The organism is Acuticoccus kandeliae, assembly GCF_003073115.1.
Window position 1 is genome coordinate 2,413,810 of sequence record NZ_QBBV01000001.1, and the last position, 26,317, is coordinate 2,440,126.

Annotated in this window: 23 protein-coding genes; 14 read left to right on the plus strand and 9 right to left on the minus strand. The window is 69.7% G+C overall.

Annotated features, from left to right (window positions below; translation table 11 throughout):
- The first annotated feature begins 39 nt into the window (after nt 1-39).
- The 5 genes from DBV35_RS11010 (at nt 40) to DBV35_RS11030 (ending at nt 6,743) form a co-directional block, all read left to right on the plus strand.
- On the plus strand, nt 40-1,152 hold the full coding sequence (locus tag DBV35_RS11010) for an NAD(P)/FAD-dependent oxidoreductase (RefSeq protein WP_108660173.1): 1,113 nt from the start codon (nt 40-42) through the stop codon (nt 1,150-1,152).
- A gap of 124 nt (nt 1,153-1,276) precedes the next feature.
- The gene (locus DBV35_RS11015) at nt 1,277-1,759 is read left to right on the plus strand and encodes a (2Fe-2S)-binding protein (RefSeq protein WP_108660174.1); all 483 of its coding nucleotides are present in this window, start codon (nt 1,277-1,279) and stop codon (nt 1,757-1,759) included.
- Nucleotides 1,756-3,885, plus strand: coding sequence for a xanthine dehydrogenase family protein molybdopterin-binding subunit (locus DBV35_RS11020; protein WP_170134910.1), 2,130 nt, complete (start codon nt 1,756-1,758; stop codon nt 3,883-3,885). The genes DBV35_RS11015 and DBV35_RS11020 overlap by 4 nt, the downstream gene beginning before the upstream one ends.
- Nucleotides 3,882-5,357, plus strand: coding sequence for an amidase (locus DBV35_RS11025; RefSeq protein WP_108660176.1), 1,476 nt, complete (start codon nt 3,882-3,884; stop codon nt 5,355-5,357). The genes DBV35_RS11020 and DBV35_RS11025 overlap by 4 nt, the downstream gene beginning before the upstream one ends.
- 147 nt (nt 5,358-5,504) lie before the next feature.
- On the plus strand, nt 5,505-6,743 hold the full coding sequence (locus DBV35_RS11030) for a metal-dependent hydrolase family protein (protein WP_108660683.1): 1,239 nt from the start codon (nt 5,505-5,507) through the stop codon (nt 6,741-6,743).
- Here the strand turns inward: DBV35_RS11030 and DBV35_RS11035 are convergent.
- Complete coding sequence (locus DBV35_RS11035; RefSeq protein ID WP_157961678.1) at nt 6,740-7,456, minus strand: TetR/AcrR family transcriptional regulator; 717 nt, start codon at nt 7,454-7,456, stop codon at nt 6,740-6,742. The genes DBV35_RS11030 and DBV35_RS11035 overlap by 4 nt on opposite strands.
- Nucleotides 7,457-7,806: 350 nt before the next feature.
- Between DBV35_RS11035 and DBV35_RS11040 the strand changes: the two genes are divergently transcribed.
- From DBV35_RS11040 to DBV35_RS11070, 7 genes are all read left to right on the plus strand, one after another.
- Nucleotides 7,807-8,571 (plus strand): ABC transporter ATP-binding protein, encoded by a 765-nt coding sequence (locus tag DBV35_RS11040; RefSeq protein ID WP_108660684.1) that lies wholly within the window; start codon nt 7,807-7,809, stop codon nt 8,569-8,571.
- Complete coding sequence (locus DBV35_RS11045; RefSeq protein ID WP_205648562.1) at nt 8,568-9,275, plus strand: ABC transporter ATP-binding protein; 708 nt, start codon at nt 8,568-8,570, stop codon at nt 9,273-9,275. The genes DBV35_RS11040 and DBV35_RS11045 overlap by 4 nt, the downstream gene beginning before the upstream one ends.
- A 65-nt stretch (nt 9,276-9,340) precedes the next feature.
- Nucleotides 9,341-10,555 (plus strand): ABC transporter substrate-binding protein, encoded by a 1,215-nt coding sequence (locus tag DBV35_RS11050; protein WP_108660178.1) that lies wholly within the window; start codon nt 9,341-9,343, stop codon nt 10,553-10,555.
- Nucleotides 10,556-10,557: 2 nt separating this feature from the next.
- The gene (locus DBV35_RS11055) at nt 10,558-11,424 is read left to right on the plus strand and encodes a branched-chain amino acid ABC transporter permease (RefSeq protein ID WP_205648563.1); all 867 of its coding nucleotides are present in this window, start codon (nt 10,558-10,560) and stop codon (nt 11,422-11,424) included.
- Complete coding sequence (locus tag DBV35_RS11060; protein ID WP_108660179.1) at nt 11,424-12,323, plus strand: branched-chain amino acid ABC transporter permease; 900 nt, start codon at nt 11,424-11,426, stop codon at nt 12,321-12,323. Before DBV35_RS11055 ends, DBV35_RS11060 begins: the two co-directional genes overlap by 1 nt.
- On the plus strand, nt 12,320-12,808 hold the full coding sequence (locus DBV35_RS11065; RefSeq protein ID WP_108660180.1) for a GAF domain-containing protein: 489 nt from the start codon (nt 12,320-12,322) through the stop codon (nt 12,806-12,808). Before DBV35_RS11060 ends, DBV35_RS11065 begins: the two co-directional genes overlap by 4 nt.
- 251 nt (nt 12,809-13,059) lie before the next feature.
- The gene (locus DBV35_RS11070) at nt 13,060-13,746 is read left to right on the plus strand and encodes a formyltransferase family protein (protein WP_205648564.1); all 687 of its coding nucleotides are present in this window, start codon (nt 13,060-13,062) and stop codon (nt 13,744-13,746) included.
- 216 nt (nt 13,747-13,962) lie between these two features.
- Here DBV35_RS11070 and DBV35_RS11075 read toward each other — a convergent pair whose 3' ends face one another.
- Nucleotides 13,963-15,300, minus strand: coding sequence for an 8-oxoguanine deaminase (locus DBV35_RS11075; protein WP_108660181.1), 1,338 nt, complete (start codon nt 15,298-15,300; stop codon nt 13,963-13,965).
- A gap of 20 nt (nt 15,301-15,320) precedes the next feature.
- On the minus strand, nt 15,321-16,160 hold the full coding sequence (gene pucL / locus DBV35_RS11080) for a factor-independent urate hydroxylase (RefSeq protein WP_108660182.1): 840 nt from the start codon (nt 16,158-16,160) through the stop codon (nt 15,321-15,323).
- A 147-nt stretch (nt 16,161-16,307) separates the two neighbouring features.
- On the opposite strand from pucL, the gene DBV35_RS11085 reads away from it, so the two are divergent.
- Nucleotides 16,308-17,717, plus strand: a complete 1,410-nt coding sequence (locus DBV35_RS11085; protein ID WP_108660183.1) for a uracil-xanthine permease family protein — start codon at nt 16,308-16,310, stop codon at nt 17,715-17,717.
- A gap of 51 nt (nt 17,718-17,768) precedes the next feature.
- On the opposite strand, the gene DBV35_RS11090 is transcribed toward DBV35_RS11085, so the two are convergent.
- The 6 genes from DBV35_RS11090 to DBV35_RS11115 form a co-directional block, all read right to left on the minus strand.
- Nucleotides 17,769-18,431, minus strand: coding sequence for a class II aldolase/adducin family protein (locus DBV35_RS11090; protein ID WP_108660184.1), 663 nt, complete (start codon nt 18,429-18,431; stop codon nt 17,769-17,771).
- Nucleotide 18,432: 1 nt separating this feature from the next.
- Nucleotides 18,433-19,545: an S-methyl-5-thioribose-1-phosphate isomerase gene (mtnA, locus tag DBV35_RS11095; RefSeq protein ID WP_108660185.1), complete on the minus strand. Its 1,113-nt coding sequence runs from the start codon at nt 19,543-19,545 to the stop codon at nt 18,433-18,435.
- A complete protein-coding gene (gene mtnK, locus DBV35_RS11100; protein WP_108660186.1) occupies nt 19,542-20,864 on the minus strand; it encodes an S-methyl-5-thioribose kinase in 1,323 nt (440 codons plus the stop codon). The genes mtnA and mtnK overlap by 4 nt, the downstream gene beginning before the upstream one ends.
- 173 nt (nt 20,865-21,037) lie before the next feature.
- Nucleotides 21,038-22,939 (minus strand): dihydroxy-acid dehydratase, encoded by a 1,902-nt coding sequence (gene ilvD, locus DBV35_RS11105; RefSeq protein ID WP_108660187.1) that lies wholly within the window; start codon nt 22,937-22,939, stop codon nt 21,038-21,040.
- Between the two features lie 255 nt (nt 22,940-23,194).
- Nucleotides 23,195-23,677: an Lrp/AsnC family transcriptional regulator gene (locus DBV35_RS11110; protein ID WP_108660188.1), complete on the minus strand. Its 483-nt coding sequence runs from the start codon at nt 23,675-23,677 to the stop codon at nt 23,195-23,197.
- A 40-nt stretch (nt 23,678-23,717) separates the two neighbouring features.
- Nucleotides 23,718-24,440, minus strand: coding sequence for a haloacid dehalogenase type II (locus DBV35_RS11115; protein ID WP_108660189.1), 723 nt, complete (start codon nt 24,438-24,440; stop codon nt 23,718-23,720).
- A gap of 330 nt (nt 24,441-24,770) precedes the next feature.
- Between DBV35_RS11115 and hydA the strand changes: the two genes are divergently transcribed.
- Nucleotides 24,771-26,255, plus strand: coding sequence for a dihydropyrimidinase (hydA, locus tag DBV35_RS11120; RefSeq protein ID WP_108660190.1), 1,485 nt, complete (start codon nt 24,771-24,773; stop codon nt 26,253-26,255).
- The last annotated feature ends 62 nt before the right edge of the window (nt 26,256-26,317 follow it).

The following is a 26,317-nucleotide window of genomic DNA, read 5'->3' on the forward strand; positions in this document are numbered from 1 at the left end:
GCTTTGCGTCGCGATCCCGCGGGCCGGAACGAGGACACCATGAAAGTCGCCGTGTGCGGCGCGGGCGCGATCGGCGCCGCGACCGCCTATTATCTGTCCCGCCTCGAGGCGGAGGTTGTCCTGATCGAGCGGACCGGGATCGCCTGCGCCGCCTCCGGCAAGTCGGGCGGCTTCCTGGCGCTCGACTGGTGCGACGGCTCACCGCTCGCCCCCCTGGCGCGCCGTAGCTTCGCCCTCCACGCCGAGCTTGCCGAGCGTTTCGGCAACCCGTGGGGCTATCGCCGTCTCACCACCTTCGGCGGGGCCGAGACCGGCGGCGCCAATGCGAGCCTCGTCGACTGGGTGACGCCCGCGATCGGCGTCGGCCAGCGCCTCGGCGACCTGCGCACCACGGCGCAGATCCATCCCGCCGCTTTCACCCGCGGCCTCGCATCCGCCGCGATCCAGCTCGGCGCCTCCCTCCTCAACGAGGAGGTGACCGGTCTCCTGTGGACGGCCGACGGGCGCGTCTGCGGGGTGAAGACCGAGGAGGAGGAGGTCGAGGCCGACGCCGTGGTGATCGCGATGGGGCCGTGGTCGATCCTCGCCGCGGCCTGGATCGACCTGCCGGCGATCTACGGCCTCAAGGGCCACAGCCTCGTCTATCGGACCGGCCATTCCGTCCCCGCCGAGGCGCTCTTCCTGGAGTGCCGCGAGGCGGACGGGTCGGTTGTCACGCCCGAGATCTTCCCCCGTCCCGACGGGACGACCTATGTATGCGGCCTCTCCGGAGACGGCGCGCTGCCGTTGGACCCGGCCGAGGTAAAGGCGGACGCCGGCGCCTTCCGCCGCCTCCAGGCGGTGTGCGCGAGTGTCTCGCCGCTTCTCACCGAGAGCCGCATCGTCGCCCGCCAGACCTGCTATCGCCCGGTGACGCGGGACGGGCTGCCTCTCATTGGGCCGGTGCCGGGATCGCCCGGCGCGTTCGTCGCGACCGGGCACAGCGTGTGGGGGATGCTGAACGCGCCGGCGACCGGCGAATCGCTCGCCGCTTTCATCATGGGCGAGGCGCCGGAAGTGGATCTCTCGCCTTTCGACCCCGGCCGCCTGCCGCCCGTCTCGCTGGGAGGCGAGCGCTACCGCCCCACCTATCACCGCGCGCCGCAGAGCTGACCATGACCGGCCCCGTCCGCCGCGGCGCTCGCGCGCATGGACTGTGCAATCGTTCGCATCCTAAAGTGACGCCACCGTCCGGCTGCGGCGCCTGACGGGTCTTGCGCGGGAGAAGGGTTTGTCTATGGCGAAGGAAGAGCGTGTGCGCCTCACCGTGAACGGCGCTTCGATGGAGGTCTCCGTCGATCCGGACACGCCGCTCCTCTACGTCCTGCGTGGCCCGCTGGGGCTGAAGGGCGCGCGGTTCGGGTGCGGGGAGGGCGTGTGCGGCGCGTGTAGCGTGATCGCGGACGGGAAGGCCGTGCGCGCCTGCGACGTCCCGGTCGGCACGCTCGCCGGCGCGAGCATCGAGACGGTGGAGGGTCTCTCCGCCTCCCCGCGCCATCCTTTGATCGAGGCCGTGATCGAGCGCCAGGCGGCGCAGTGCGGCTATTGCCTCCCCGGCATCATCATGAACGCGAAGGCGCTGCTCGACCGCACGCCGCGCCCCTCCCGGCGCGAGATCGCCGCGGCGCTCGACGACAATTTGTGCCGCTGCGGTACGCACGTGCGCATCCTCGACGCGATCGAGCGGGCGGCGGCGCGGATGGCGGAGACGGCCCGGTGAAGCGGCCGAGCCCGCTCGACGGCGCGCCGCTCATCCGCGACTGGATCGGCTTCTCGTCCGGTCGCGTGGAAGTCTATTCAGGCCGCGTGGAGCTCGGCCAGGGCAACCTCACCGCGCTCGCCCAGATCGCGGCGGAGGAGCTCGATGTCGACCTCGCCTTCGTGAACATCACCGGCGCCGACACGACGCGCACCCCGAACGAGGGGGTGACGGCGGGGAGCCTCTCCATCGCGATCGGCGGCATGGCGCTGCGCAAGGCCGCCTCCGCCGCGCGCCACGTCCTCCTCGCCGAGGCCGCGCGCCTCCTCCAGAGCGCGCCGGACGGGCTTACGATCGAGAACGGCGTGGTGCTGCGGGACGGGGAGGATGTCGGCCTCACGCTTTGGCGCGTCGCCGACACGGCCGACCTCGCCGTCCCGGTCGCCGACCACGCCGCGCCGAAGCCGCCGGAAGCGCGCCGCCTCGCCGGCACCTCCGCCGCCCGCATCGACCTCGAGGCGCGCGTCTTCGGCCACCCGTTCGTCCACGACCTCGCCCCCGAGGGGCTCCTCTACGGCAAGGCGATCCACCCGCCGACGATGACCGCGCGGCTCGGCCCCTTCGACCTCGACGCGCTGCGGGCGCGGCCGGGCGTCGTCGATGCGGTGCTTGACGGGTCGTTTCTCGGCCTTGTCGCTGAGAGCGAGACAGAAGCGCTCGCCGCCGCGCGCTGGGCCGCGAACCGCGCGCAATGGTCCGACGCGGGCGAGGCGCCGGACGACCCCGTCGCGGCGGTCGCGGGGTCGCAAGAGCCGCTCGTCATGGTCCACGAGCTCGGCGACGTGACGGAGGCGATGGGGACGGCCTACGAGGCGACAGTCTCGCGCCCCTATCTCAGCCACGGGTCGATCGGCCCATCCGCCGCGCTCGCGCAATGGCGGGACGGGCGTCTCGAGGTCCACACCCATTCGCAGGGCGTCTACCCGCTCCGCGGTGCGCTCGCCCTCGTCTTCGGCATGGATGCGGCCGCGATCGACGTGATCCACACGCCGGGCTCCGGCTGCTACGGCCACAACGGGGCCGATGATGTCGCGCTCGACGCGGCACTCATCGCGCGCATCGTGCCGGGGCGGCCGGTGCTCGTCGTCTGGAGCCGGGCGGACGAGTTCGCCCGCGCCCCGCTCGCCCCCGCGATGGTGACGCGCGCGCGGGCGATCGTCTCGGATAGCGGCGCGTTCTCGGCGTTCGAGGTGGTGGTGAACAGCCCGCCTCACGGCAACCGGCCCGGCCGCGCGACCTCGCCGAACCTGCGCGCCGCCGCCTATCTCGCGACCCCGTTCCCGCCGGACCGGTCGGCGGACCTCCCGGTCACCGCCGGCGGCGGGGCGGACCGGAACGCGACGCCCCTCTACAGCGCCGCCTCCCTCTCGATCGCAAAGCGCATCGTGCACGATCTGCCCTACCGCACCTCCTCGATGCGGGCGCTCGGCGCGACCATCAACATCCTCGCGATCGAGACGCTGATGGACGAGATCGCCGAGGAGCGGGGCGAAGATTCCGTCGCCTTCCGCCTTACCCACCTCGAAGACCCGCGCGCCCGCGCCGTGATCGAGGCCGTCGTCGCCGACGCTGGCGATCCCCTCGACACCGAGGGCGGGGAGGGTGCCGGCTGGGGCCTCGGCTTCGCGCGCTACAAGAACATCGCCGCCTATTGCGCGATCCTCGCCCGGATCGAGGTCGACGAGGAGGTGCGCGTCACGGACGTGTTCGCCGTCGTGGACACCGGCGAGATCATCAACCCGGACGGCGTGATCAACCAGATCGAGGGCGGCATCATCCAGGCGATCAGCTGGTCGTTGAAGGAGGCCGTGCGGTTCGACGGCCGGCGCGTCGCGACCGAGACCTGGCTCGACTATCCGATCCTGCGCTTCACCGAGGTGCCGAATATCGCGGTTCGCCTCCTCTCCCGGCCCGACGCGCCGCCGCTCGGCTGCGCGGAGGCGGCGCAGGGGCCGATGACGGCCGCCATCGGCAACGCGCTCTCGCGCGCCATCGGCGTGCGCGTCACGGCCTTGCCGTTCACGCGCGATCGGGTCATCGAGGCCATGATGCAGGCAGCCGCGTCCGAGGAGACGATCGAATCATGAGCGAACCCACCGATCTCAGCGCCACCGAGGCGCGGCGGCTCATCGGCACGAAGCGGCTGTCCCCGGTCGAGCTCCTCGACAGCGCCGTACGACGGATCGAGGCGGTGGACCACGCGATCAACGCCATCCCCGCCCGCGATTTCGACCGCGCCCGCGACACCGCCAGGGAGGCGGAGGCAGCGGTGATGCGCGGCGACGCGCTCGGCCCGCTCCACGGCCTCACCCTCGGCGTGAAGGACATGGTGGGCGTGCGCGGCCTCAAGACGACGTTCGGAAGCCCCGCCTATCGCGACAATGTCGCGACCCACGACGAGGGGGTCGTGAAGGCGCTGAAGGGGGCGGGGGCGATCGTCGTCGGCAAGACGAACGTGCCGGAGTGGAGCGCGGGCGCGAACTCGCGCAACCCCGTCTACGGCACGACCGGCAACCCGTTCGACCCGACGAAATCGGCGGCGGGCTCCTCCGGCGGGTCGGCGGCCGCGCTCGCGACCGGGATGGTCGCGCTCGCGACGGGGTCCGACACCGGCGGCTCGCTGCGCAACCCCGCCTCCTTCTGCGGCGTCGTCGGCTTCCGCCCGACGCCCGGCCTCGTCGCGTCCGAGACGCGCGGCATGGCCTGGCTCCAGCTTTCCACGCTGGGGCCGATGGGGCGCACCGTCGCCGACACCGCCCTGATGTTCTCCGCCATGACCGGGCGCGACAATCGCGATCCGCTCGCCCTCGTGGAGCGCGTCGACCCGGCAGCCCTTCGCAGCCTTCCCCCCATCGACCTCGCCTCGCTGAAGGTGGCGCTCACGCCCGATTTCGGCTTCGCGCCGGTGGAGCGGATGATCGCGGCGACGCTGCGCGAGAAGGTGGCCCGTTTCGGCTCCGTGTTCCGGAGGCTCGACGAGGCGACCCCCAATTGCGACGGGGCGGACGAATCCTTCGAGACGCTGCGCGCGATCGCCTTCCTCGGCCCCCACAAGCGCCTCGTCGAGGCCTCGCCCCATCTCGTCGGCGAGAACGTGACGGCGAATGTGGAGGAGGGGCTCGGCTACGGCGCGGCCGACATCGCGCGCGGCTTCGAATTGCAGACCAACCTCTATCGCCGCTGGCAGTCCTTCTTCGCCGAGCACGATTTCCTGCTGACCCCTTCCGTCGCCATCACCCCGCGCGACTGGCACGAGCTCTATCCGAAGGCGATCGAGGGCAAGCCGACGCGGACCTACTTCCATTGGCTGGCGCTCGCCTATGCGCCGACGCTCGCGGGGCATCCGGCGGTCTCGCTCCCGGTCGGGCTCGATGCGGCGGGGATGCCGTTCGGGCTCCAGATCGTCGGGCGGCGCGGCGCGGACCTCGAGACGCTCGCGATGGCGGCCGCGCTCGAGGCGCTTCTCGCCGGCGATCCGGTGACGGCGCGCCCGTCGCCGGATCTTTCCGCTCTCGCGAAGGCGCCGAACATCGCGGATATGGACGGCTTTTACCCCTGAGGCCCGGCTCCGGCCGCGCCTCCGGTGCGGCCAACTTGCAGACAGTCTCGTTTGTTAGTTGCTTTCGCGCGTGCCCCCTCGCTAGGCTTGGCGCGCACCGCGTGGCGCAACGAGGCGCCGCCCGATTTCCAGGTCCAAGAGCGATCCATGTCCCTCCTTACGATCAAGAACGCCCGCATCGTCGACGGCAGCAGCGACGCGCCGTCCGACCCCGTCGACATCGTCATCGAGAATGGCCGCTTCGTCGCGGTCGGCGCGAACGAGGCGCCGGCGAGCGGCGCGGGCGAGACGATCGATGCCGCCCACTATATCGTGATGCCGGGCCTCATCGACTGCCACGTCCACGTGATCGCGACGACCGCCAATCTCGGCCTCAATGCCGAGCTGCCGAGCTCGTGGGTGGCGCTGAAATCGGCCGAGATCATGAAGTCGATGCTGATGCGCGGCTTCACCACCGTGCGCGATCTCGGCGGCGCCGATGTCGGCCTGAAGCGGGCCAGCGATGAAGGGCTCATCGATGCGCCGCGCCTCATCATCTGCGGCAAGGCGCTCTCCCAGACCGGCGGGCACACCGACTATCGCGGCCCCTACAACAACCGTGACGTCAGCTGGTATGGCGACCGCCTCGGCACGCTCGGCCGCGTCGTCGACGGGGTCGACGGCATCCGCCGCATGGCCCGCGAGGAGCTGAAGAACGGCGCGGATTATGTGAAGGTGATGGCCGATGGCGGCGTCTCCTCGCCGTCCGACCCGGTCGGCTATCTCGTCTTCTCCGTCGACGAGTTGAAGGCGGTGGTCGAGGTCGCGAAAGGCTTCGGCACCTACGTGTCCGGCCACCTCTATGATGACCGCGCGATCAACCGCGCCCTCGATTGCGGCTTCGAATGCATCGAGCACGGCAATAACATGTCGGCCGCGACCGTGAAGCGCGTCGCCAAAGAAGGCGTCTTCGTGGTGCCGACCAACATCACCTATGATGTGCTCGCCAAGGAAGGTGCTGCGTTCGGCCTCCCGCCCGAATCGGTCGCGAAGATCGAGGACGTTCGCGCGAACGGCCTTGCGTGCCTCACGATGCTCCACGAGGCGGGCGTCACGATGGGCTACGGCTCCGACCTTCTCGGCGGGATGCATCCGCACCAGTCGGGCGAGTTCGTCCTGCGCGGGCGCTACATTCCGGCCAAGGACGTCATCCGCTCCGCGACGCTCGACGCCTCGAAGGTCGTGCGCAACGACGAGATCGGCGCGATCGAGGCCGGCCGCTTCGCCGACCTCATCTTCGTCGACGGCAACCCGCTCGACGATCTCGCCCTCCTCACCGAGCAGGGCGCGCACATGCCGCTCATCATGAAGGGCGGCGTCGCGAAGAAGCGGGCGAGCGCGATCTAGGCACCGCTCCCGGCCGGCGCGCCGGCGGTGATCGAGGCGGGTAGGGCCGCGAGGATGCGCTTCCACTCCGACAGGAGGCGCTCCGCGCTGTCCGGGTCCGTTTCGAAGCTCTTGTGAACGGCGATCCCGCGCAGGACGCACAGATTGAGCTGGACGAGCGTCGCGCTGTGCGGATCGTCCGGCGAGAGGCCGAGAAGCTCGGTGGTGAGGCCGTCGCGCAGCCGCGTCCAGCGGTGCATGAGTTCGTGGACGCCCGAGCTGATCGCGGCGTCCTTGCGCGCCGCGAGCATCAGCTCCAGCGCCGCGATATAGCGCTCGGTGCGGAAGATGCGCAGCCACATCTCGTCGGCGAGCTCGGGGAAGGTGAGGGGGCGGCCTTGTCCGATCTTCGCGCTCGCGAACGGCTCGTTCTCCTCCCACGCGCGGATCAGCCACTCATAGGCGGCGATGAAGAGGGCGTCGCGCGTCGGGAACTGGTGCGTCAGCGCCCCGCGCGAGAGGCCGGCGCGGCGGGCGATCTCCTGCGTGGAGATGCGCTCATAGCCGATGTCGACGAGCGCATCGAGCGTCGCCTCGCACACCCGCGCGCGGGTGTCGGCGGAGCGCTCGGCCTGCGTCCGGCGCCGGCCGGATGCCTGCCCGTTGGCGCGATCGTCGCCCATTCGCGCGCCATCGCGCGGATCGGAGAGGGCGGCCCCGCTCTTCGTCGTCATCGTCGGCTCCGGTCGTTGCCCGCAATTTATGCGGGGATGAGGCTTGCCCGTCGACCTCTGTCTGTTGCTACATTCAGACCCGTCGGTTTGTTTGTCGACACAAGGACGTGCGACGGTCACATTCGGCCGGCGATTCGAGCGAAAGGCCAAGACCTCATGCCGATCCTTCATCGCGTCGCTTCGGCACGCGAGGATATCGCCTTCCCGCCAGCAAATTTCGGCCTAAACTCGTCCGGACTTGTGGCGGGTGCGGCGGCCTTCTTCTGCTGACCCTCACGGGACGCACGGCAGGGTTCGATGGCGACGCAATTCTCGCAGCTTGATGTGCTCATCCCGTCAGGGTGCGCCGCGTGAGCGCGCTCCTGACCGTGCGCGGGGTGACGCGCAGCTTCTACGGCGTGTCGGCGCTGTCCGGCGTCGATTTCGAGATCGGCGAGGGGACGCTGACGGGCCTCATCGGTCCGAACGGGGCGGGGAAGTCCACGCTCTTCAACGTCGTCTCCGGCCTCTTTCCGCCCGATGGCGGCCGCGTCTCCTTCGCGGGCGAGGACATCACCGGCCGTCCGCCCAAGCGCGTCGTGGAGCGCGGGCTCGTGCGCACCTTCCAGCTCGCGCGCGGCTTCCCGAAGCTCTCCGTCTTCCAGCACCTGATGCTCTACGGCCCGCACCAGCCGGGCGAACATCTGTGGGCCGCGCTCTCGCGCGCCGCGACGGGCAGAAAGCGCGAGGAGGAGCTCGCCGAGCGCGCCTTCGGGATCGCCAGGCGCCTGAAGCTCGACCACGTCATCGACAACGCGGTGACGCACCTGTCGGGCGGACAGAAGAAGCTCCTCGAGATCGGCCGGGCGCTGATGTCCGAGCCGCGCATGATCCTGCTCGACGAGCCGATGGCGGGCGTGAACCCGACGCTCACCGGCGAGATCGCCGCGCACCTTGCCGACCTCCACCGCTCCGGCATCACGATCTGCCTCATCGAGCACGACATGGCGCTGATCCGCCAGCTCTGCGACCCGGTCATCGTCATGGCCGAGGGCAGGACGCTGACCGAGGGCACCTTCGCCGAGGTCGCCGCCGACACGCGGGTGCAGGAAGCCTATCTCGGGAGGCGTCATTGAGCCTGTTGTCGGTCGAGGGCGCGGTCGCGGGATACGGCGCCGCCGAGGAGATCCTGAAGGGCACCTCGATCCGCGTGGAGCCCGGCGAGATCGTGACCGTCATCGGCCCGAACGGTGCGGGCAAGTCGACCCTCCTCAAGGCCGTCGCCGGCCTCCTGCCGCTGAAGTCGGGCCACATCGCGTTCGAGGGGAATGATGTCACGCGCGAGAACGCGCTCGGCCGCGCCCGCGCCGGCCTCGCTTTCGTGCCGCAGGAGCGCAACGTCTTCGGCACGCTGACGGTCGACGAAAACCTCGTCACCAGCGCCTTCCTGTGGCCCGCCGCCGCGCGCGGCCGGGCCGACGCGCTCTATGAACGCTATCCGATGTTGGCGACGAAGCGCCGCCAGCTCGCCCGCACGCTCTCCGGCGGCCAGCGCCAGATCCTCGCGATGGCGATGGGGCTCATGACCGAGCCGCGCCTGATGCTCCTCGACGAGCCGACGGCCGGCCTCTCGCCGAGCGCGGCCGACGACCTCTTCGACGCCATCGTCACCCTCAACAAGGAGGGGATGCCCGTCCTCATGGTCGAGCAGCACGCGGTGGAGGCGCTCGCCGTCTCCCATCGCGGCTATGTCGTGGTGTCGGGACGAACCGAAGCGGAAGGGGCGGGCGAACAGCTCGCCGCCGATCCCGACATTCGACGCCTGTTTCTCGGAGGCTGACGCCTCACCGCCGGTCGGCGGCTCCCCCAAAAAGCCGGATGAGCCGGCGACAAGAAAGGAACGTCATGAGGATCACGAAGACATCCGTCTCCCGCCGCGGCGTCATCAAGGGCGCCGCTCTCCTCGCCGGCACGGCCGCCTTCGGCGGCACCGTCGCCTTCGCGCAGGACGGGCCCATCAAGGTCGGCGCGCTCGTCCCGCTGACGGGCGCCGGCGGCCCCTACGGCCCGGTGATGGCGAAGACCATGCAGGCCGTCGTCGACCAGGTGAACGAGGCCGGCGGCATCCACGGCCGCCAGGTCGAGCTGATCGTCGAAGACACCCAGACCAACCCGGAAGCGGCCGTGCGCGCGGCGCGCAAGCTGATCGAGGTCGACGGCGTGATCTCGATCTCCGGCACCTGGGCCTCCTCGGTGACGACCGCCGTCGCCCCGCTCGCCTGGCAGTCGGGCACCTTCCTCACCACCGTGTCGGGCGCCGATTCCATCACGCTCCTGCCGCACGAGGGCTACCTCATCCGCACCCAGCCGAACACGACCCTCCAGGGCCGCAAGTTCGGCGAGTTCGCGCTCGAGAACGGCGCGAAGAAGGTCGCGATGGTGTCGCCCCAGACCCCGTTCGTGGACAGCCAGTTCCAGAACATCACCAAGGCCGTCGAGGCCGCCGGCGGCACGACCGAGCTTCTCATCTATGACGACAAGAAGCCGTCCTACCGCTCCGAGGTCGACCAGATCCTGCGCGGCGAGCCGGACGTCATCGTCCTCGGCGGCTACACCCCCGACACGACGGTGATGCTGAAGGACCTCTATCGCGCCGGCTATGAGGGGCTGAAGATCGGCTTCGGCTATTCGGTCAACGAGAAGCTGATCGAGGGCGTCCCGGCCGACGTCGTGGAAGGCGTGATGACCATCTCGCCGTCCCCGAACGCCGAATCGAGCGCCTACGCGACGGTCGGCAAGCTCTCCGGCATGGAGAACCCGGACCCCTACACCTCCCAGGTCTATGACCAGATGAGCCTCATCCTCCTCGCGCTGGCCGCGACGGACAAGGAGGCCTCCGGCTCGACGCTGAAGGACACGGTCCGCACCGTCAGCCAGGGCGACGGCGAAGTCGTCGACAACGTCATCGACGGTCTCGCCCTTCTCAAGGAAGGCAAGGCGATCAACTATGACGGGGCGAGCGGCCCGGTCGACTTCGACGAGAAGGGCGACATCCAGGATTCGCGCTTCCGCTACGACGTCATCAAGGACGGCAAGATCGTCCTCCTGAAGATCGCCTGACGGTGCAGACGGCGATCCTGCAAGCGCTGCTGAACGGCCTGATGACGGGGGCGCTGATCGCGATCCCCGCCATCGGCTTCACCGCGATCTTCGCGGTGCTGCGCTATCCGAGCTTTGCGATCGCCGGCTACATCACGATCGGCGCCTTCGCGGGGTGGTCCATCAACGTCACCTTGGGGCTTCCGATCTGGGCGGCGTTGCCGGCGGCGGCGCTCGTCGCCGCCTGCGCCGCCGTCGCGACCGAGCAGACCATCATCGCCCGCCTGCGCCCCTCCGGGGCGCTGACGGCCGCGATCGGCTCGATCGCGATGAACCTCGTGCTCGAGAACATCGTGCGCTTCTTCTACGGCAACGATCTGCGCGGCTTCGACGTGCCGCTCGTGCCGGACGTGCGCTTCTGGGGCCTGCGCGTCGGGATGCAGCAGATCCAGACGCTCGGCATCTCGATCGTCGTGATGCTGCTCGTCTTCCTGTTCCTGTCGCGCACCCGCTTCGGCCGCGCGATGCGTGCCGTCGCCGACAATGCCGACCTCGCGCGCCTCAAGGGCATCGACCCGCGCCTCGTCTCGCTCGTGGCGGTGGCGCTCGCGGGCGCGCTCGCCGGGCTCGGCGGCGTCCTCCTCGGGGCGGACACCTCCATCGACCCGCTCACCGGCTTCCGCATCCTTCTCTCCGTCTTCGCCGCCGCCGTCCTCGGCGGGCTCGGCTCGGTGCCGGGGGCGGTCGTCGGCGCGCTCACCATCGGCGTCGCGGAGGAACTCTCGCTCCTCGTCCTGCCGGCGACCTATCGCGGGGCCGTCGGCTTCGTCGCCATCCTCGTGATGCTCACCTTCCGCCCGCGCGGACTCCTCGGCGAGAGGGCGCTCTGATGGTCAACTACCTCACCTTCATCGCCACCATCGGCGGGATCTACGCGCTCCTTGCCCTCAGCCTGAACCTTGCCTGGGGTTCGGTCGGGCTCGTCAATCTCGGCCTCGTCGGCTTCTTCGCCGTCGGCGCCTATGCCTCCGCGATCGTCACCACGGCCGGGGCGCCGGTGATCGCGGGCATCATCATCGCGGCGCTCGCGGGGGTCGTCGCGGGGCTGATCGTCACCTTCGCGACCCTGCGCCTGCGCGACGACTATCTCGCGATCGTCACGCTCGGCTTTGCCGAAGTCGTGCGCATCGTCGCCCTCAACGAGCGCTGGCTCACCAACGGGGCGGACGGGATCTCGGGGATCGTGACGCCGCTGCGCCAGACGCTCGGCGGGCGCGGGTTCGACGCCTTCTATCTGATCCTCGTCACCCTCGTCGTCGCGATCGTGTGGTTCGGCCTGCGCCGTCTCGACCTTTCCCCCTACGGCCGCGCGCTGAAAGCGGTGCGCGAGGACCAGCAGCTCGCCGCCTTCGCCGGCAAGGACGTGCTGCGGCTGAAATTCGAGGCGTTCGCCCTCTCCGCCGCGATCGCGGGCCTCGCGGGCGCGCTCTACGCGCACTTCCAGTCCTATGTCTCGCCCGACCACTTCCAGCCGCTGATCACGATCTACGTCTTCCTCGCGGTGACGGCGGGCGGGGTGGGCCGGCCGATCGGGGCGGTCCTCGGCGCCTACGCGGTGGTCGCCTTCATGGAGGCGACGCGCTTCCTCGCGGACCTGCCCTTCCTGGAGCCGGTCCAGGTCGCCGCGATGCGCGAGATCCTGATCGGCCTCGCCCTTGCCCTTATCCTCCTCCTGAAGCCGAGCGGGCTCATCCCCGAGCGGATCCCGAAAGCGACGCGCCACCCATGAACGAAGACATCCTCGCGATCCTGGCGACACAGGCGCTGCCCGGTCAGCCCGAGGCGACCTATGTCGCCCTCGAGCGCCTCACCCACCGCCTCGTCGGGCACAAGCTCTTCACCCTCCTTTATGTGGACGGGGACGAGGTCGCGCGCGTCTATTCGAGCCGGCCGGACGAGTATCCCGTCGCCGGGCGCAAGCCGATGGCGAAAACGCCCTGGGGCGACCTCGTGATGACGGGGCAGAAGCCCTATCTCGGCGCCGACAAGGCCGGGATCCGCTGGGCCTTCTTCGACCACGCCCTCATCGAGAGCATGGGGCTCGGCTCCGTGATCAACATCCCCGTCCTCTATGACGGGGCGTGCATCGGCACGATGAACATCCTCGACGCCGAGCACCACTATAAGGCGAGCGACATCGACCTCCTTCTGCCGCTCGCCCCGCTCCTGATCCCGGCCTTCCTGACCGCGCGCCATTCGGCCGGTCTCGCCTGAGCCGTCGCCGCCACACATGGCGGCCGGGTCGCCTGCCGCGGGCGGCCCGCGCCGGGCGAAGGGTGGCAGGGCGCGCCGAACCCCTCTACAACAACCGCCGCTTCACCATGCAAAGCGGATATTCTCCCATTCCGGACGCGTGTGAGGCATCACTCGCGGTGGGTTGAGGCCGGGCCCGCCGCGGAGGCGCGTCGCGATGCGTCCGGCTGATGTGTGGCGCGGTCCATTCGGTCCGCCGTGAAGGAGACGGCATGAAGGTCTTCCTCGCCGGCCAGAAGGCGTTCGGGGCCGCGGCGTTCGCAATGCTCCGCTCTAGCGGTTGCGAGATTGTCGGCGTGTCGGCGCCGCCGCTGCGCGAGGACGGGACGCGCCACGACCGCCTGCGCGCCGCCGCCGAGGATGCCGGGATCCCGTGGATGCCGTCCGGCACGCTGCGCAGCGAGACGCTGCCCGCCGGGACGGACCTTATCCTCGCCGCCCACAGCCACGATTTCATCGGACGGCGCACGCGCATGGCCGCGACCTTCGGCGCGATCGGCTACCACCCCTCGCTCCTGCCGCGCCATCGCGGCCGCGACGCGGTGCGCTGGACGATCCACATGAAGGACCCGATCGCCGGCGGCTCGGTCTACTGGCTCTCCGACAAGATGGACGGGGGCGACATCGCCGCCCAGGATTTCGTCTTCGTGTCGCCGGGCGAGACGGTGGATTCGCTCTGGCGCGAGAAGCTCTTCCCCCTGGGGCTGGAGCTCCTCGACGCGGCCGTGCGCGACATCGCGGCCGGCATCATCCGCCGCGAGCCCCAGAGCGAGACCTACGCCACCTGGGAGCCCTCCTGGGACCGCCCCCCGGCCGCCCGCCCCGAGCTCGACCTCCTCGGCCACCTCCCGAACGGCACCCACATCAAGCGCACGGCAGCGCGGGCGGGGCGGCGCTAGCCTGGGGTGTGCGCCGCGGCCGAAGGGGGCCGTGCCAAGCCGCTCCCGCCGACGGACCAGCATCGCCCGAGGCGGTTCGAGCCTCAACCCACGCTTCGCTCTTCGGGGTTGACCCTCGAACCGCCTCGGGCGAGCGCGGAAACAGTCGGCTCCGAGGGAAGGTCGGGCTTTCGTCTCTCCAAGGGAAGGGAGAGGGGGCGTGTGGCGGGGCCTCGCTCAGGCTTGGAGGGCGCGGGCGGCGGCCTGTTGGTCGGCGATGAGGCGGGGGATGTCGAGGCCGATGAGGGTGCCGTCGATGACGGTCCAGCGGCCCGCGATCATCACGCGGTCGGCGCGGTGGGCGCCGCAATTGACGAGGGCGGCGATCGGGTCGCCGTGACCCGCGAAGCGCAACTCGTCGAGCGTGAAGAGGGCAAGGTCCGCCGCCATGCCGACATCGATCCGGCCGAGCGCGTCGGCGCGGCCGATGCAGCGTGCCGAGCCGACCGTCGCCCAGCGCAGCGCGTCGAGATGGCTGATCGACGTGACACCATAATGGTGGCGCTGGAGGAGGAAGGCGTGCCGCACCTCCTGCATGAGGTTCGAGGCGTCCTGCGAGGCCGAGCCGTCGACGCCGAGCCCGACCGGGCAGCCGGCCGCCTCCAGCGCGTGGACCGGGCAGTGGCCGGAGCCCAGAATCATGTTGGAGCAGGCGCAATGGGTGATGCCCACCCCGGCCTTCGCGAGGCGCTGCTGGTCGGCGGGCGGGAAGTGGATGCCGTGGGCGAGCCACACATCGTCCGCGAGCCAGCCGACATCCTCCAGATAGTCGACCGGGCGCATCCCGAAGCGCGCCACGCAGAAATCCTCCTCGTCGAGTGTCTCGGCGAGATGGGTGTGGAGGCGCGCCCCGTGCGCGCGGGCGAGCGTCGCGCTCTCCTTCATGAGGTCGCGCGTTACCGAGAAGGGCGAGCACGGGGCGAGCGCGATCTGCACCATCGCGTGCGGGGAGGGGTCGTGATGGGCGGCCAGAAGCCGGGCGCTGTCGGCGAGGATCGCGTCGGCATCCTGCACGACATGGTCGGGCGGCAGGCCGCCGTCCTTCTGCGAGAGATTCATCGAGCCGCGCGTCATCACCACGCGCATGCCGAGGCGTTCGGCGGCGGCGATCTCGATGTCGATCGCGCCGTCGAGGCCGGCGGGGAAGAGATAATGATGGTCGGTCGTGGTGGTGCAGCCGGAGAGCATCAGCTCGGCCATCGCCGTCGTCGCCGCGAGCGCCAGCTTCTCCGGGTCGAGCCGCGCCCAGACCGGGTAGAGGGCCGTCAGCCAGGGGAAGAGCTCGCGGTTCAGCGCCGGCGGGAAGGCGCGCGTCAGCGTCTGGTAGAAATGGTGGTGGGTGTTGATGAGACCCGGCAGGACGACGTGGGACGAGGCGTCGAAGGTCTCGTCGATGTCGTGCGGGGGCGCGGCGCCCGCGGGGACGAGCGCGGCGATGCGTCCGTCCTCCACCACGAGGCCGCCCTCGGCCCCTTCGGCGAGGATCGCGAGCGGGGCCTTGATGAAGCGCCGCATCGCTCAGGCCCCCGTGATCGTCAGCGGGCGATCGTGCATTCGATCTGCCCGTGCGGCTCGTCGGTCGCGACGAAGACGGCGTTGGGGTTCGTCATCCCGAAGGGCGAGAGGTTCACCGGGATATAGTGCTTGTTGGGACAGGCGAGGCTGATGTCGGCGATCTCGGGCACGGCCTCCAGCGCAGCGCTCCCCATGCGGAAGAGGCTGTCCTGGACGCTGTGGCTGTAGGTCGTGGCGAAGACGGTGAGCATCGTGTCGAGGATCGTCCGGTTGGCGGCGGCATAATCGGACGGTTCGGCGCGCCACGTCCAGGAGGATTCCATCGCCGTCGCCGCGATCCGGTCGTCGGTCTCCTGGAGCGTCGTGTAGGGCTCCTTGATGTAGCCCGCCCAGCCCGACTGCGTCGCCTTCAGGAAGGTGAAGCCCGAGACGCCGGAGACGATCTTCGGCCCGTCGGCGTCGAGCGTCACGGACGCGAAGGGCTTGCCGTTGGCGTCCAGCGTGAAGGTGTGGGGGTGGGGGGCGCCGTCGACCGTGAGGCGCGTCCAGCGCGTCTCGTGCGCGGTGACGGCGGCCTTCGAGACGGGGCCGTAGTGGTCGAGGAGGCGCCTCGCGATCGCGAGCGCGAAGACTTCGAGCTCCGCTGTCGGCTCCTCGCGGGCGACGATGTTGACGACATTCTTGACAGTGTCGGTGCAGAGCGAGGTCGAATTGTCGGCCTCGGTATAGGCGCGGGCGAAGTCGCCCTCGACCATCGCGTGAATGCTCGCCTCACGCACCTCGTAGCGCGCATCGTCCTTGTGGACGCGCATCACGCGCACGCGGCCCTTGCCGTAGCGGTTTTGCACCAATGAGGCCATCTCGGCTTTCCTCTTCGAACGACGCGGCCGCAGGGGCGCGGGTGATGGGGAGATCGGCAAGGTCCGTGCCACGTCGCCGTGCGGATCGTCCCACCCATTGCGCTGGCCCGCAATTTGCAGAAAGCGTGGCAAACCGGAGAGTTGGCCATGGCACCACCGTCGATCTTGGGAACACCTGAGCAACTGCGCGATCCGAACTACACGCCGCCGCTGACGCACGCGATCCCGCTGGGCATCCAGCACGTGCTGGCGATGTTCATCTCGAACGTGACGCCGGCGATCATCGTCGCGGGCGCGGCCGGTTTCGGCTTCGGATCGAATTCGCCGGACTTTCCGGTGCTGATCTACATGATCCAGATGTCGATGTTCTTCGCCGGCATCGCGACCCTGTTTCAGACGATCGGGTTCGGCCCGGTCGGCGCGCGCCTTCCGATCGTGCAGGGGACGAGTTTTGCATTTTTGCCGATCATGATCCCGATCGTGGCCGGCCAGGGCGTCGCGGCGCTGCCGGTCCTTTTCGGCGGCGTCGTCATCGGCGGCATCTTCCACGCCTGCCTCGGCACGGTGATCGGCAAGATCCGCTTCGCCCTGCCGCCGCTTGTCACCGGCCTCGTCGTCCTCCTCATCGGCCTCTCCCTCATCCGCGTCGGCATCCAGTATGCGGCGGGCGGCGTGCCGGCGATCGACCAGCCCGAATATGGCAGCTTCCTCAACTGGATGGTCGCGATCACCGTCATCGTGGTGACCCTGGCGCTGAAATTCTTCGCCAAGGGGATCTGGTCGATCGCGGCAATCCTCCTCGGCCTCCTCGCGGGCTATGTCGTGGCGCTCCTCTTCGGGATGGTGAGCTTCGGCAATGTCGCGCGGGCGGCGATGTTCACCGTCCCGCATCCGTTCAGCTTCGGCTTCGCCTTCTCGGCGAGCGCGGTCCTCGGCTTCTGCCTGATGGCGTTCGTCTCGGCGGTGGAGACGGTCGGCGACGTCTCCGGCATCACCAAGGGCGGCGCGGGGCGCGAGGCGACCGACAAGGAGATCGTCGGCGCGACCTACGCGGACGGGCTCGGCTCGGCGATCGCGGGCGTCTTCGGCGCGCTTCCGAACACCTCCTTCAGCCAGAATGTCGGCCTCATCGCGATGACGGGGGTGATGAGCCGCCACGTCGTCACCTGCGGGGCGATCTTCCTCATCGTCGCGGGCCTCATCCCGAAGGTCGGCGCGGTGATCTCCACGATCCCGATCGAGGCGCTCGGCGGCAGCGTCATCGTGATGTTCGGCATGGTCGCGGCGGCGGGCGTCTCGATGCTCTCCGACGTCCAGTGGAACAAGCGCAACATGGTGATCTTCGCGGTGTCGCTGTCGGTCGGGCTCGGCCTCCAGCTGGAGCCGAAGGCGCTGCAATATCTGCCGCAGACGGCGCAAGTGCTGCTTGCCTCGGGCATCCTGCCGGGCGCCTTCCTCGCGATCCTCCTCAACCTCTTCCTGCCGCACGACCTCGACCATGAAGCGGTCAGCGAGGAGGCGGAGGCCGCCGGCGTGGAGGCGCAGCAGACGGCCTGATCGACGGGGCCGGCCGGGATTGTCCGGTCGGCCTAATCCTTCGTGGCGCGGTCAGGCCGTGTCGCGCGCGGGCTGGCGGCCATAATCCTTGAAGGCCGCGAGGACGCGGTCCATCTCGGCCGCGTCGAGGATGACCGGAAAGCCGAGGCCGCGCGCCACGGCATATTGGTGGGCGAGCGTCTCGATCTCGCCCGCGAGCCACAGTGCCTTCGCGATGGACGGTCCGAATGCGATCTGGCCGTGATTGCCGAGAAGGCAGGCCGTGCGGCCGTCCAGCGCCTCCAGCATCGCGTCCGAGAGGGCTTGCGTGCCGAACGTCTCGTAGCGCGCGCAGCGCACGTCGTGGCCGCCCGCGACGGCGACCATGTAGTGGAAGGCGGGGATCGCCTGGCGCAGGCACGAGAGTGCGGTCGCGTGGGTGGAGTGGACGTGGACGACCGCCCCCGCCTCGGCGCGGCCGGCATAGATGTCGCGATGCATCCGCCACTCGGAGGAGGGACGCCAGTCGCCCGTCCACGTCCCGTCCGGCTTCACGAAGACGATCTGGTCTGGGCTCATCTCCTTGTAGGGGACGCCGGAGGGGGTGATGAGCATCCCGCCCTTCACCCGCGCCGAGACGTTGCCGGAGGTGCCCTGGTTGAGGCCGCTCGCGTTCATCTCCAGGCACGCGGCGATGATCTCGTTGCGCAGCGCGAGGTGGGTGAGGCGGGCCATCTCAGGCCGCCGCCTTGGCGCGCTCGGGAAAGAGCGTCGCGATCGCGTGGCGCTCGGCCGCGACGACGCCCTTCTCGGTGATGAGGCCGGTGACGAGACGGGCCGGCGTCACGTCGAAGGCATAGTTCACCACCGGCGAGCCGTCGGGCGTCACCTGCACGGTCGTGATCTCGCCCGCGCCGGTGCGGCCCCAGACGTGGCTGACCTCCTCCGCGCCGCGCTCCTCGATCGGGATGTCGAAGCCGGAAGAGAGGGTGAAGTCGATCGTCGGCGAGGGGAGCGCGACGTAGAAGGGGACGCGATTGTCGTGGGCGGCGAGGGCCTTCAGGTAGGTGCCGATCTTGTTGCACACGTCGCCGTTCGCGGTCGTGCGGTCGGTGCCGACGATGACGAGATCGACCATCCCGTGCTGCATCAGGTGGCCGCCGGTGTTGTCGACGATGACGGCGTGCGGGACGCCGTGATTGTTGAGCTCCCAGGCGGTGAGGGCGGCGCCCTGGTTGCGCGGGCGCGTCTCGTCGACCCAGACATGGAGGGGGATGCCCGCCTCGTGCGCGTGGTAGATCGGCGAGGTGGCGGTGCCCCAGTCGACGGTCGCGAGCCAGCCGGCATTGCAGTGGGTGAGGATGTTCACCGGCGCGCCCTTCTTGCGCGCGGCGATCTCGCGGATGAGGGCGAGCCCGTTGAGGCCGATCTGGCGGCAGATCTCCACGTCCTCGTCGGCGATCTCGGCCGCGCGCGCCCAGGCGGCGGCTTCGCGGTCGGCCTCGGCGAGCGGGGTGAGCGTCGCCATCATCTCGTCGAGCGCCCAGCGCAGGTTCACCGCGGTCGGGCGCGTCGCGTGGAGCGTCTCGTAGGCGTGCGCGAGGCGGGCGTCGGACGCGTCGCCGTGGACCGCGAGCGCGACGCCATAGGCGGCCGTCGCGCCGATGAGGGGGGCGCCGCGCACCAGCATCGCCTTGATCGCGTGCGCGGCCTCCTCGAGCGACACGAGGCTGACCGTCTCGAACCGGTGGGGCAGGCGCGTCTGGTCGATGATGCCGACGGCGCCGGGTGCTGCGCCCGGCTCGCGCTCCACCCAGATCGTGCGCGTCGGTGTTCCGTTGACCTTCATTTCACGTCCCCCAGGATGGCCTTCGCCTCGTCGATCGCCTGCGCCACGGTCTTGATCCGCGCCCGCTCCACCACGAGGCGGCGGGCGAGCGCGAGGGCGCGCCGCTCGCAGGCGGCCCGGACCGCGGGCGGCTCGATCGTCTCCAGATCGGCGACGCCCGCAAGCCCCAGAATGCGCCGCGCCATCTTCGCCCCGGCAAATCCGAGCGAATCCTCCTCCACGCGGGCGAGGAAGGCGGTGAGCGCCGCCTCGCTCGCCTCGGCCTGGCCCTCGTCCTCGTAGAGGCTCGGCGGGTAGGCATCGCCCGTGCGCTCGGTGCGCCAGAGTTCGGCGAAGCGCGCGGCGAAGGTCTCCCATACGGTCGCGATCGCGTCGAGGAGCCAGGCCTGGAAGGGGGCGGGCCCGGCCCCGCGCCCGTCTTGCGCATAATAGTTGAGGAAGAGGTTCGCGATCGTCGCGCCGATGTCGAAGCCCATCGGGCCGTAGAAGGCGAATTCGGGGTCGATGAGGCGCACGTCCTCGCCGTCCGCGCCTTTCGCGACCATCACCGAGCCCGAGTGCGCATCGCCGTGGAGGAGCGCCTCGGCGCGCGTCAGGAACATGAATTTGAGGTCCTGGATCGCGATCTTCCACGCCGCGTCCGCGCGGATCGCGGCGACCGTGTCGTCGAGTTCGGGGCTCGTCCAGCGGTTCTGCTCGTGCTCGCGATAGGGGTCGGTGAAGACGAGGTCCTCGGTGATCTTGCAGAGCGCCGTGTTGGTGGAGAAGAGCGCCATCTCCCGCTTCTTCTCGGCCGCCGGCAGGCTGAGATCGGACGAGCGGAACAGCGTCTCTGCGAGGAAGCGGCCGATGATGGCGGGCGCGGTCTCGTGTCGCTCGCGCGCGATCAGCGCTTTGCGCCAGATGATGTGGGGGGAGAGGTTCTCCATCACGACGAGGCCTTGCGGGCCGTCGAAGTGGAGGATCTCGGGGACGTGGCCGCTGCGGGCGGCCTCGCGCACCAAGGCGTTGTACTCGTAGAAGGAGCGGGCGAGGGGGAGCGGCCAGCTCTCGCCGACGAGGCGCACATAAGGGAGCGCCTGCTTCACGCAGACCGAGCCCGCCGGTCCCTCCACGATGTAGACGAAGTTGAGGTTGCCGTCGCCGACCTCGCGGACGGCCCAATCCTGCGGCCGGCCGCCGAGCCGCGCCGCGATGGCGGGATAGGCGGCGAGGCGGGGCGGCACGGTCTCGATGGAGAGGGGCGCGTAGCTGCCATAGTCCGGCAGTTCCGACGCGCCGATCGCGCCCGCGGCGAATGAGGCCTCCGCACCGTCCATGCCCGCTCCCTCGATCCGGCCGTTCCGACCTTTTTCAAGGGGGTCTGACATAGGCGGCACACCGGGACAAGCATCGCGCGGGGTGCCGGACGGGGCGGCCGGGTGGTGCCGGAACGCGAAACGGGCGCGCCGGTGGCGCGCCCGTTCGTGTCTCTTGCCGCGGTGCGTGCGGCTTATTCGGCGGGCTCGGCCTCGCTCACGCGCGAGGGGGGCGCGGCGATGACCGGGCGGCGGAGCTGGTTCACGTCGCGCACCGCGCCGCGCGCCGCGCTGGTGGTGAGGGCGGCGTAGGCCTGGAGCGCCGTCGTCACCTTGCGCTTGCGGGGGCCGGGGTGCCACCCGTCGGCGCCGCGGGCGTCCATGTCGGCACGGCGGCGGGCCATCTCGGCGTCGGAGATCGCGAGGCGGATCGTCCGGTTCGGGATGTCGATCTCGATCGTGTCGCCATTCTCGACGAGGCCCATCGCGCCGCCTTCGGCCGCTTCCGGCGAGGCGTGGCCGATGGAGAGGCCCGAGGAGCCGCCGGAGAAGCGACCGTCGGTGACGAGGGCGCATTCCTTGCCGAGGCCGACGGACTTCAGATAGCTCGTCGGGTAGAGCATTTCCTGCATGCCCGGACCGCCCTTCGGACCCTCGTAGCGGATCACGACGACGTCGCCCGACTTCACCTGCTTGCCGAGAATGCCGGTGACGGCCGCGTCCTGGCTCTCGAACACGCAGGCGGGGCCGGTGAACTTCAGGATGCTCGCGTCGACGCCGGCCGTCTTCACGATGCAGCCATCCTCGGCGAGGTTGCCGTAGAGCACCGCGAGGCCGCCATCGGGGCTGTAGGCGTGCTCCTTGTCGCGCACGCAGCCGGCGACGCGGTCGACGTCGAGGGAGTCATAGCGCTCGGACTGGCTGAAGGCGACCTGCGTCGGCACGCCGCCGGGGCCCGCGCGATAGAAGGTCTTCACCTCCTCGGACGGGTTGCGCGCGATGTCCCAGATCTCGAGCGCCTCGCCGATGGTGGCGGAGTGGATGGTCGGCAGGTCGCGGTGGATGAGGCCGGCCCGGTCGAGCTCGCCGAGGATCGCCATGATGCCGCCGGCGCGGTGAACGTCCTCCATGTGGACGTTGGCGATGTTCGGGGCGACCTTGCACAGGCACGGCACGCCGCGCGACAGGCGGTCAATGTCGGCCATGGTGAAGTCGACCTCCGCCTCGTGGGCGGCGGCGAGGAGGTGGAGCACGGTGTTCGTGGACCCGCCCATCGCGAGGTCGACGGTCATCGCGTTCTCGAAGCCCTTGAAGGTCGCGATCGAGCGCGGCAGCACCGACTCGTCGTCGCCTTCATAGTAGCGCTTGGCGAGCGAGACGACCGTGCGGCCCGCCTCCTCGAAGAGGCGCTGGCGGTCGGCGTGGGTCGCAAGCGTCGAGCCGTTGCCGGGCAGCGACAGGCCGAGCGCCTCGGTGAGACAGTTCATCGAGTTGGCGGTGAACATGCCCGAGCACGAGCCGCAGGTCGGGCAGGCCGAGCGCTCGATGACCTGGACGTCCTCGTCGCTGATGCGGGTGTCGGCGGCGGCGATCATGGCGTCGACGAGGTCGAGCTTCTTCGCGCCCGACTTCAGCACCACCTTGCCGGCCTCCATCGGCCCGCCGGAGACGAAGACGGTCGGGATGTTGAGGCGGAGCGCCGCCATCAGCATGCCGGGGGTGATCTTGTCGCAGTTGGAGATGCACACCAGCGCGTCGGCGCAGTGGGCGTTCACCATGTACTCGACGCTGTCGGCGATCAGTTCGCGCGAGGGGAGGCTGTAGAGCATCCCGTCATGGCCCATCGCGATGCCGTCATCGACGGCGATCGTGTCGAATTCCTTCGCAACGCCGCCGGCCTTCTCGATCTCCCGCGCCACAAGCTGGCCGAGATCCTTCAGGTGGACGTGGCCGGGCACGAACTGGGTGAACGAGTTCGCGATCGCGATGATCGGCTTGCCGAAGTCTCCGTCGCGCATACCCGTGGCGCGCCAGAGGCCCCGCGCGCCGGCCATGTTGCGGCCGTGTGTCGTGGTGCGAGAGCGATAGGTTGGCATTGGATCATCCTGACATTGAACGGGAGCCCACATAGCAAACACGGAGCGCCTATTGAAGCATCAACCTGCCCGATGACGGACAATACTGGTCGCTGCATTGCACAAAGTGCTGCGCGTTTTGCGTATTCGGGTTCGGTTCCCCGGCCACCGGCGCGCATGTCCGCGCCTCTTGCGCTGCGCCATCAATGGTCTGGGATCGTTCCAATTTGCGCCTGTCGCGCCCTCACATCAAGTGGGGGACGGCCGCGCCTCGCCTCATTCGGGGATCAGCAGGCCGACCGGCACGCCGGGTCGCACGATCACGGTCTTGATGACCACGTAGCTGAAATATTTCTCAATCCCGACATTGCGATCGAGAAGGCCCTCGATGATGTCCTGATAGTGGGCGACGTTGCGGGCGACGAATTTCAGGAGATAGTCGTACCCGCCGCTCACGACGTGGCATTCGGTCACCGCCTCGACGCGTCGGATCTCGGCCTCGAAGCGAATGAAGTCTTCCCGCCTGTGGTCCGACAGCGTCACCTCGGTGAACACGATGATGTGCGCGGCGAGCTTCGTCCAGGCGATCTCGGCCCGGTAGCCCTCGATATAGCCCGCCGCCTCGAGCCGCTTGACACGGGTGAGGCAGGGGCTTGGGGACAGGCCGACCGCCGCCGCGAGGTCGACATTCGCCATCCGTCCGCTGCGCTGCAGCGTGGCGAGGATGGCGATGTCGATCCGGTCGAGCTTCGGCGGCATGTCCCCGGCGCGTCCTCAGCGTGTCCGCGGCGTCTGCGCGTCAGCCGCGCAGCGCCTCCTGGTGGGCCTTGGCGAGGTCGGCCATGGAGTTGAAGCGGAAATCATAGCGCGGCATCTCGCCGGGGTTCATCGTCGCGCCGAACCCTTCCTGGTCGTAGCGGCGATAGATCCAGCAATTGGCGAGGCCGTGGCGGTTCGCCGGGCCGTGATCGTGGAACATACTCTCGGCGGTGTGGAGGATGTCGCCCTTCTCGATGCCGAGCGTCGCGAGCTTCTCCAGCATGTACTCGAAATTGCGCTCGGACGGCTTGTAGGAGCCGACGTCCTCGGCGGTGTAGATCGCGTCGAAATCCACGCCGAGCTTCTTGTTGCTGTGCGCGAAGCTCACATTGTCGACGTTGGAGAGGATGACGAGCTTGTAGTGCTTCTTGAGGTACTGGAGCGCGCCGGCGGTGTCCGGGAAGGCCGGCCAGTCCTTCACGCTGTTGCCGTAGACCATGCACTCTTCGTACGAGACGGTGACGCCCCATTCCTCGGCGAGGCGCTTGTAGACCGCCGCGAGGAGGTCCGTGTAGCACTTGGCCGGCGTCCAGCGCTGCTGGCTCGATTCGTGGCGGGCGTGCGCTTCGAGGATCGCGTCGCGCGTCAGCGCCGTCCCGACCCGGCTCGTCAGCGGCTTCAGCGCCTCGAACATCCCCGTTTCCCAGTCGATCAGCGTGCCGTAGCAGTCGAACGTCAGCGCCTTGAAGTCGGTGAGGTTCATGTTCGTCCTCCGTCAATATGCGTCGGGGCGGGAGGGATTTGGCATATTCTGCCGCCGATTGCAGCGCCCTTCCGCCGGGTTCGCAGAGAGTTTTGCCCGATTTCTCTGGAATGGTCGGCGCGAAGCTTGCAGGGCAAAGGCCGCGTTGTCCCGAACTTCGCCCTCCGGACGGCATAATCTGCCGCGCGCGGGGGCCGGGCGCGGCGGCCGGGGCTCTTGCGTCGCCGCGCCCGCGGGCTGATGACAGCAGGAGCGACCCGGTGGCTCACCGGGACAGGACAATCGGGTTTGCCGGCCCGCCGGGGAATCCTGCGATCGAGAGGACCTTAGATGGCTGATTTCGACCTTGTGGTGCGCGGCGGCACCGTTGGCACCGCCTATGAGATGTTCGAGGCCGATATCGGTGTGAAGGATGGCAAGATCGAAGCCATCGGCCGCAATCTCGGCGCGGGCAAGGAAGAGGTCTCGGCCAAGGGCAGGCTCGTCCTGCCGGGCGGCATCGACAGCCACTGCCACATCGAGGAAGTCGGCCAGGACGGCGGCGTCCAGGAGGAGAGCTTCGCGTCGGGCTCGGCCGCCGCGCTCGCGGGCGGCACGACCTCCTTCATCTGCTTCCTGCCGCAGTGGAAGGGCCACACCCTCGCCGAGAGCGCGCCGGGCTATGCCGATCGCGCCCGCCAGTCCCGCGCCGACTATTCGTTCCACCAGATCATCACCGACCCGACTCCGGAGGTGATGCAGAAGGAAGTGCCGGCGCTCGTCGCCAAGGGCGTGCGCAGCCTCAAGGTCTTCCTCACCTACGACCCGCTCCAGCTCACCGATTCGCAGTTCCTGGAGGTGCTCGCCACCGCCCGCCGCCTCGGCGCGATGGTGACGGTCCATTGCGAGAATTTCGACGCCATCGGCTGGCGCATCAAGGCGCTGCTGGCGGCCGGGAAGACCGATCCGCTGCAGCACGCCTGGGCCCGCCCGCCGCTCGTGGAGCGGGAGGCGACGCACCGCGCGATCGCGCTCGCCGAGCTCGTCGACCAGCCGATCCAGGTCTTCCATGTCTCCTGCGAGGAGGCGGCGGCCGAGATCGCCCGCGCCCGTGGCCGCGGCCTCAAGGTGTGGGGCGAGACCTGCCCGCAATATCTGACCCTCTCCCATGAGGACCTCGACCAGCCCGATTTCGGCGGCGCGAAGGCGGTCTGCTCGCCGGCGCTGCGCGAGAAGGGCGAGAATGAGCGCGTGTGGGCCCGCATCAAGGACGGCACGCTCGACATCGTGACGTCCGACCATTGCGGCTTCTCCTTCGCCACCGCCAAGCGCAATCCGGGCGCGAGCGGCTACGGCCAGGGCGGGGCGACGGCGCGCGCCGACGGGATGCCCGCCTTCAACGCAATCCCGAACGGCGTGCCCGGCATCGAGACGCGCCTGCCGGTGCTCTTCTCCGAGGGCGTCAGCAAGGGCCGCATCAGCGTCAACGAGTTCGTGCGCATCACGTCCGCGAACTCGGCCCGCCTCTTCGGCCTCGGCGGGCGCAAGGGAGCGATCGTGCCGGGGGCGGACGCCGACCTCGTGTTGTGGGATCCGGACGCCGAGCGCACGATCGAGGTCGCCAAGATGCACCAGGCGATCGACTACACGCCGTGGGAAGGGCTGGACGTGAAGGGCTGGCCGGTCGTCACCATCCGCCGCGGTGAGATCGCGATGCGCGATGGCGAGATTCTGGCAGCCCCCGGCTCCGGCACCTTCCTCGCCCGCGGCCCCTATGATTTCATCGCCCCCACCGGCACCGTGCCGGACGGGTTCGACGCGGCCGCCATCGGCTGACGCGCCGCCTCTGGCGATCGTCAGGGTCCGCCGCCTCTGGCGAGCGTCAGAGTCCGCCGCCC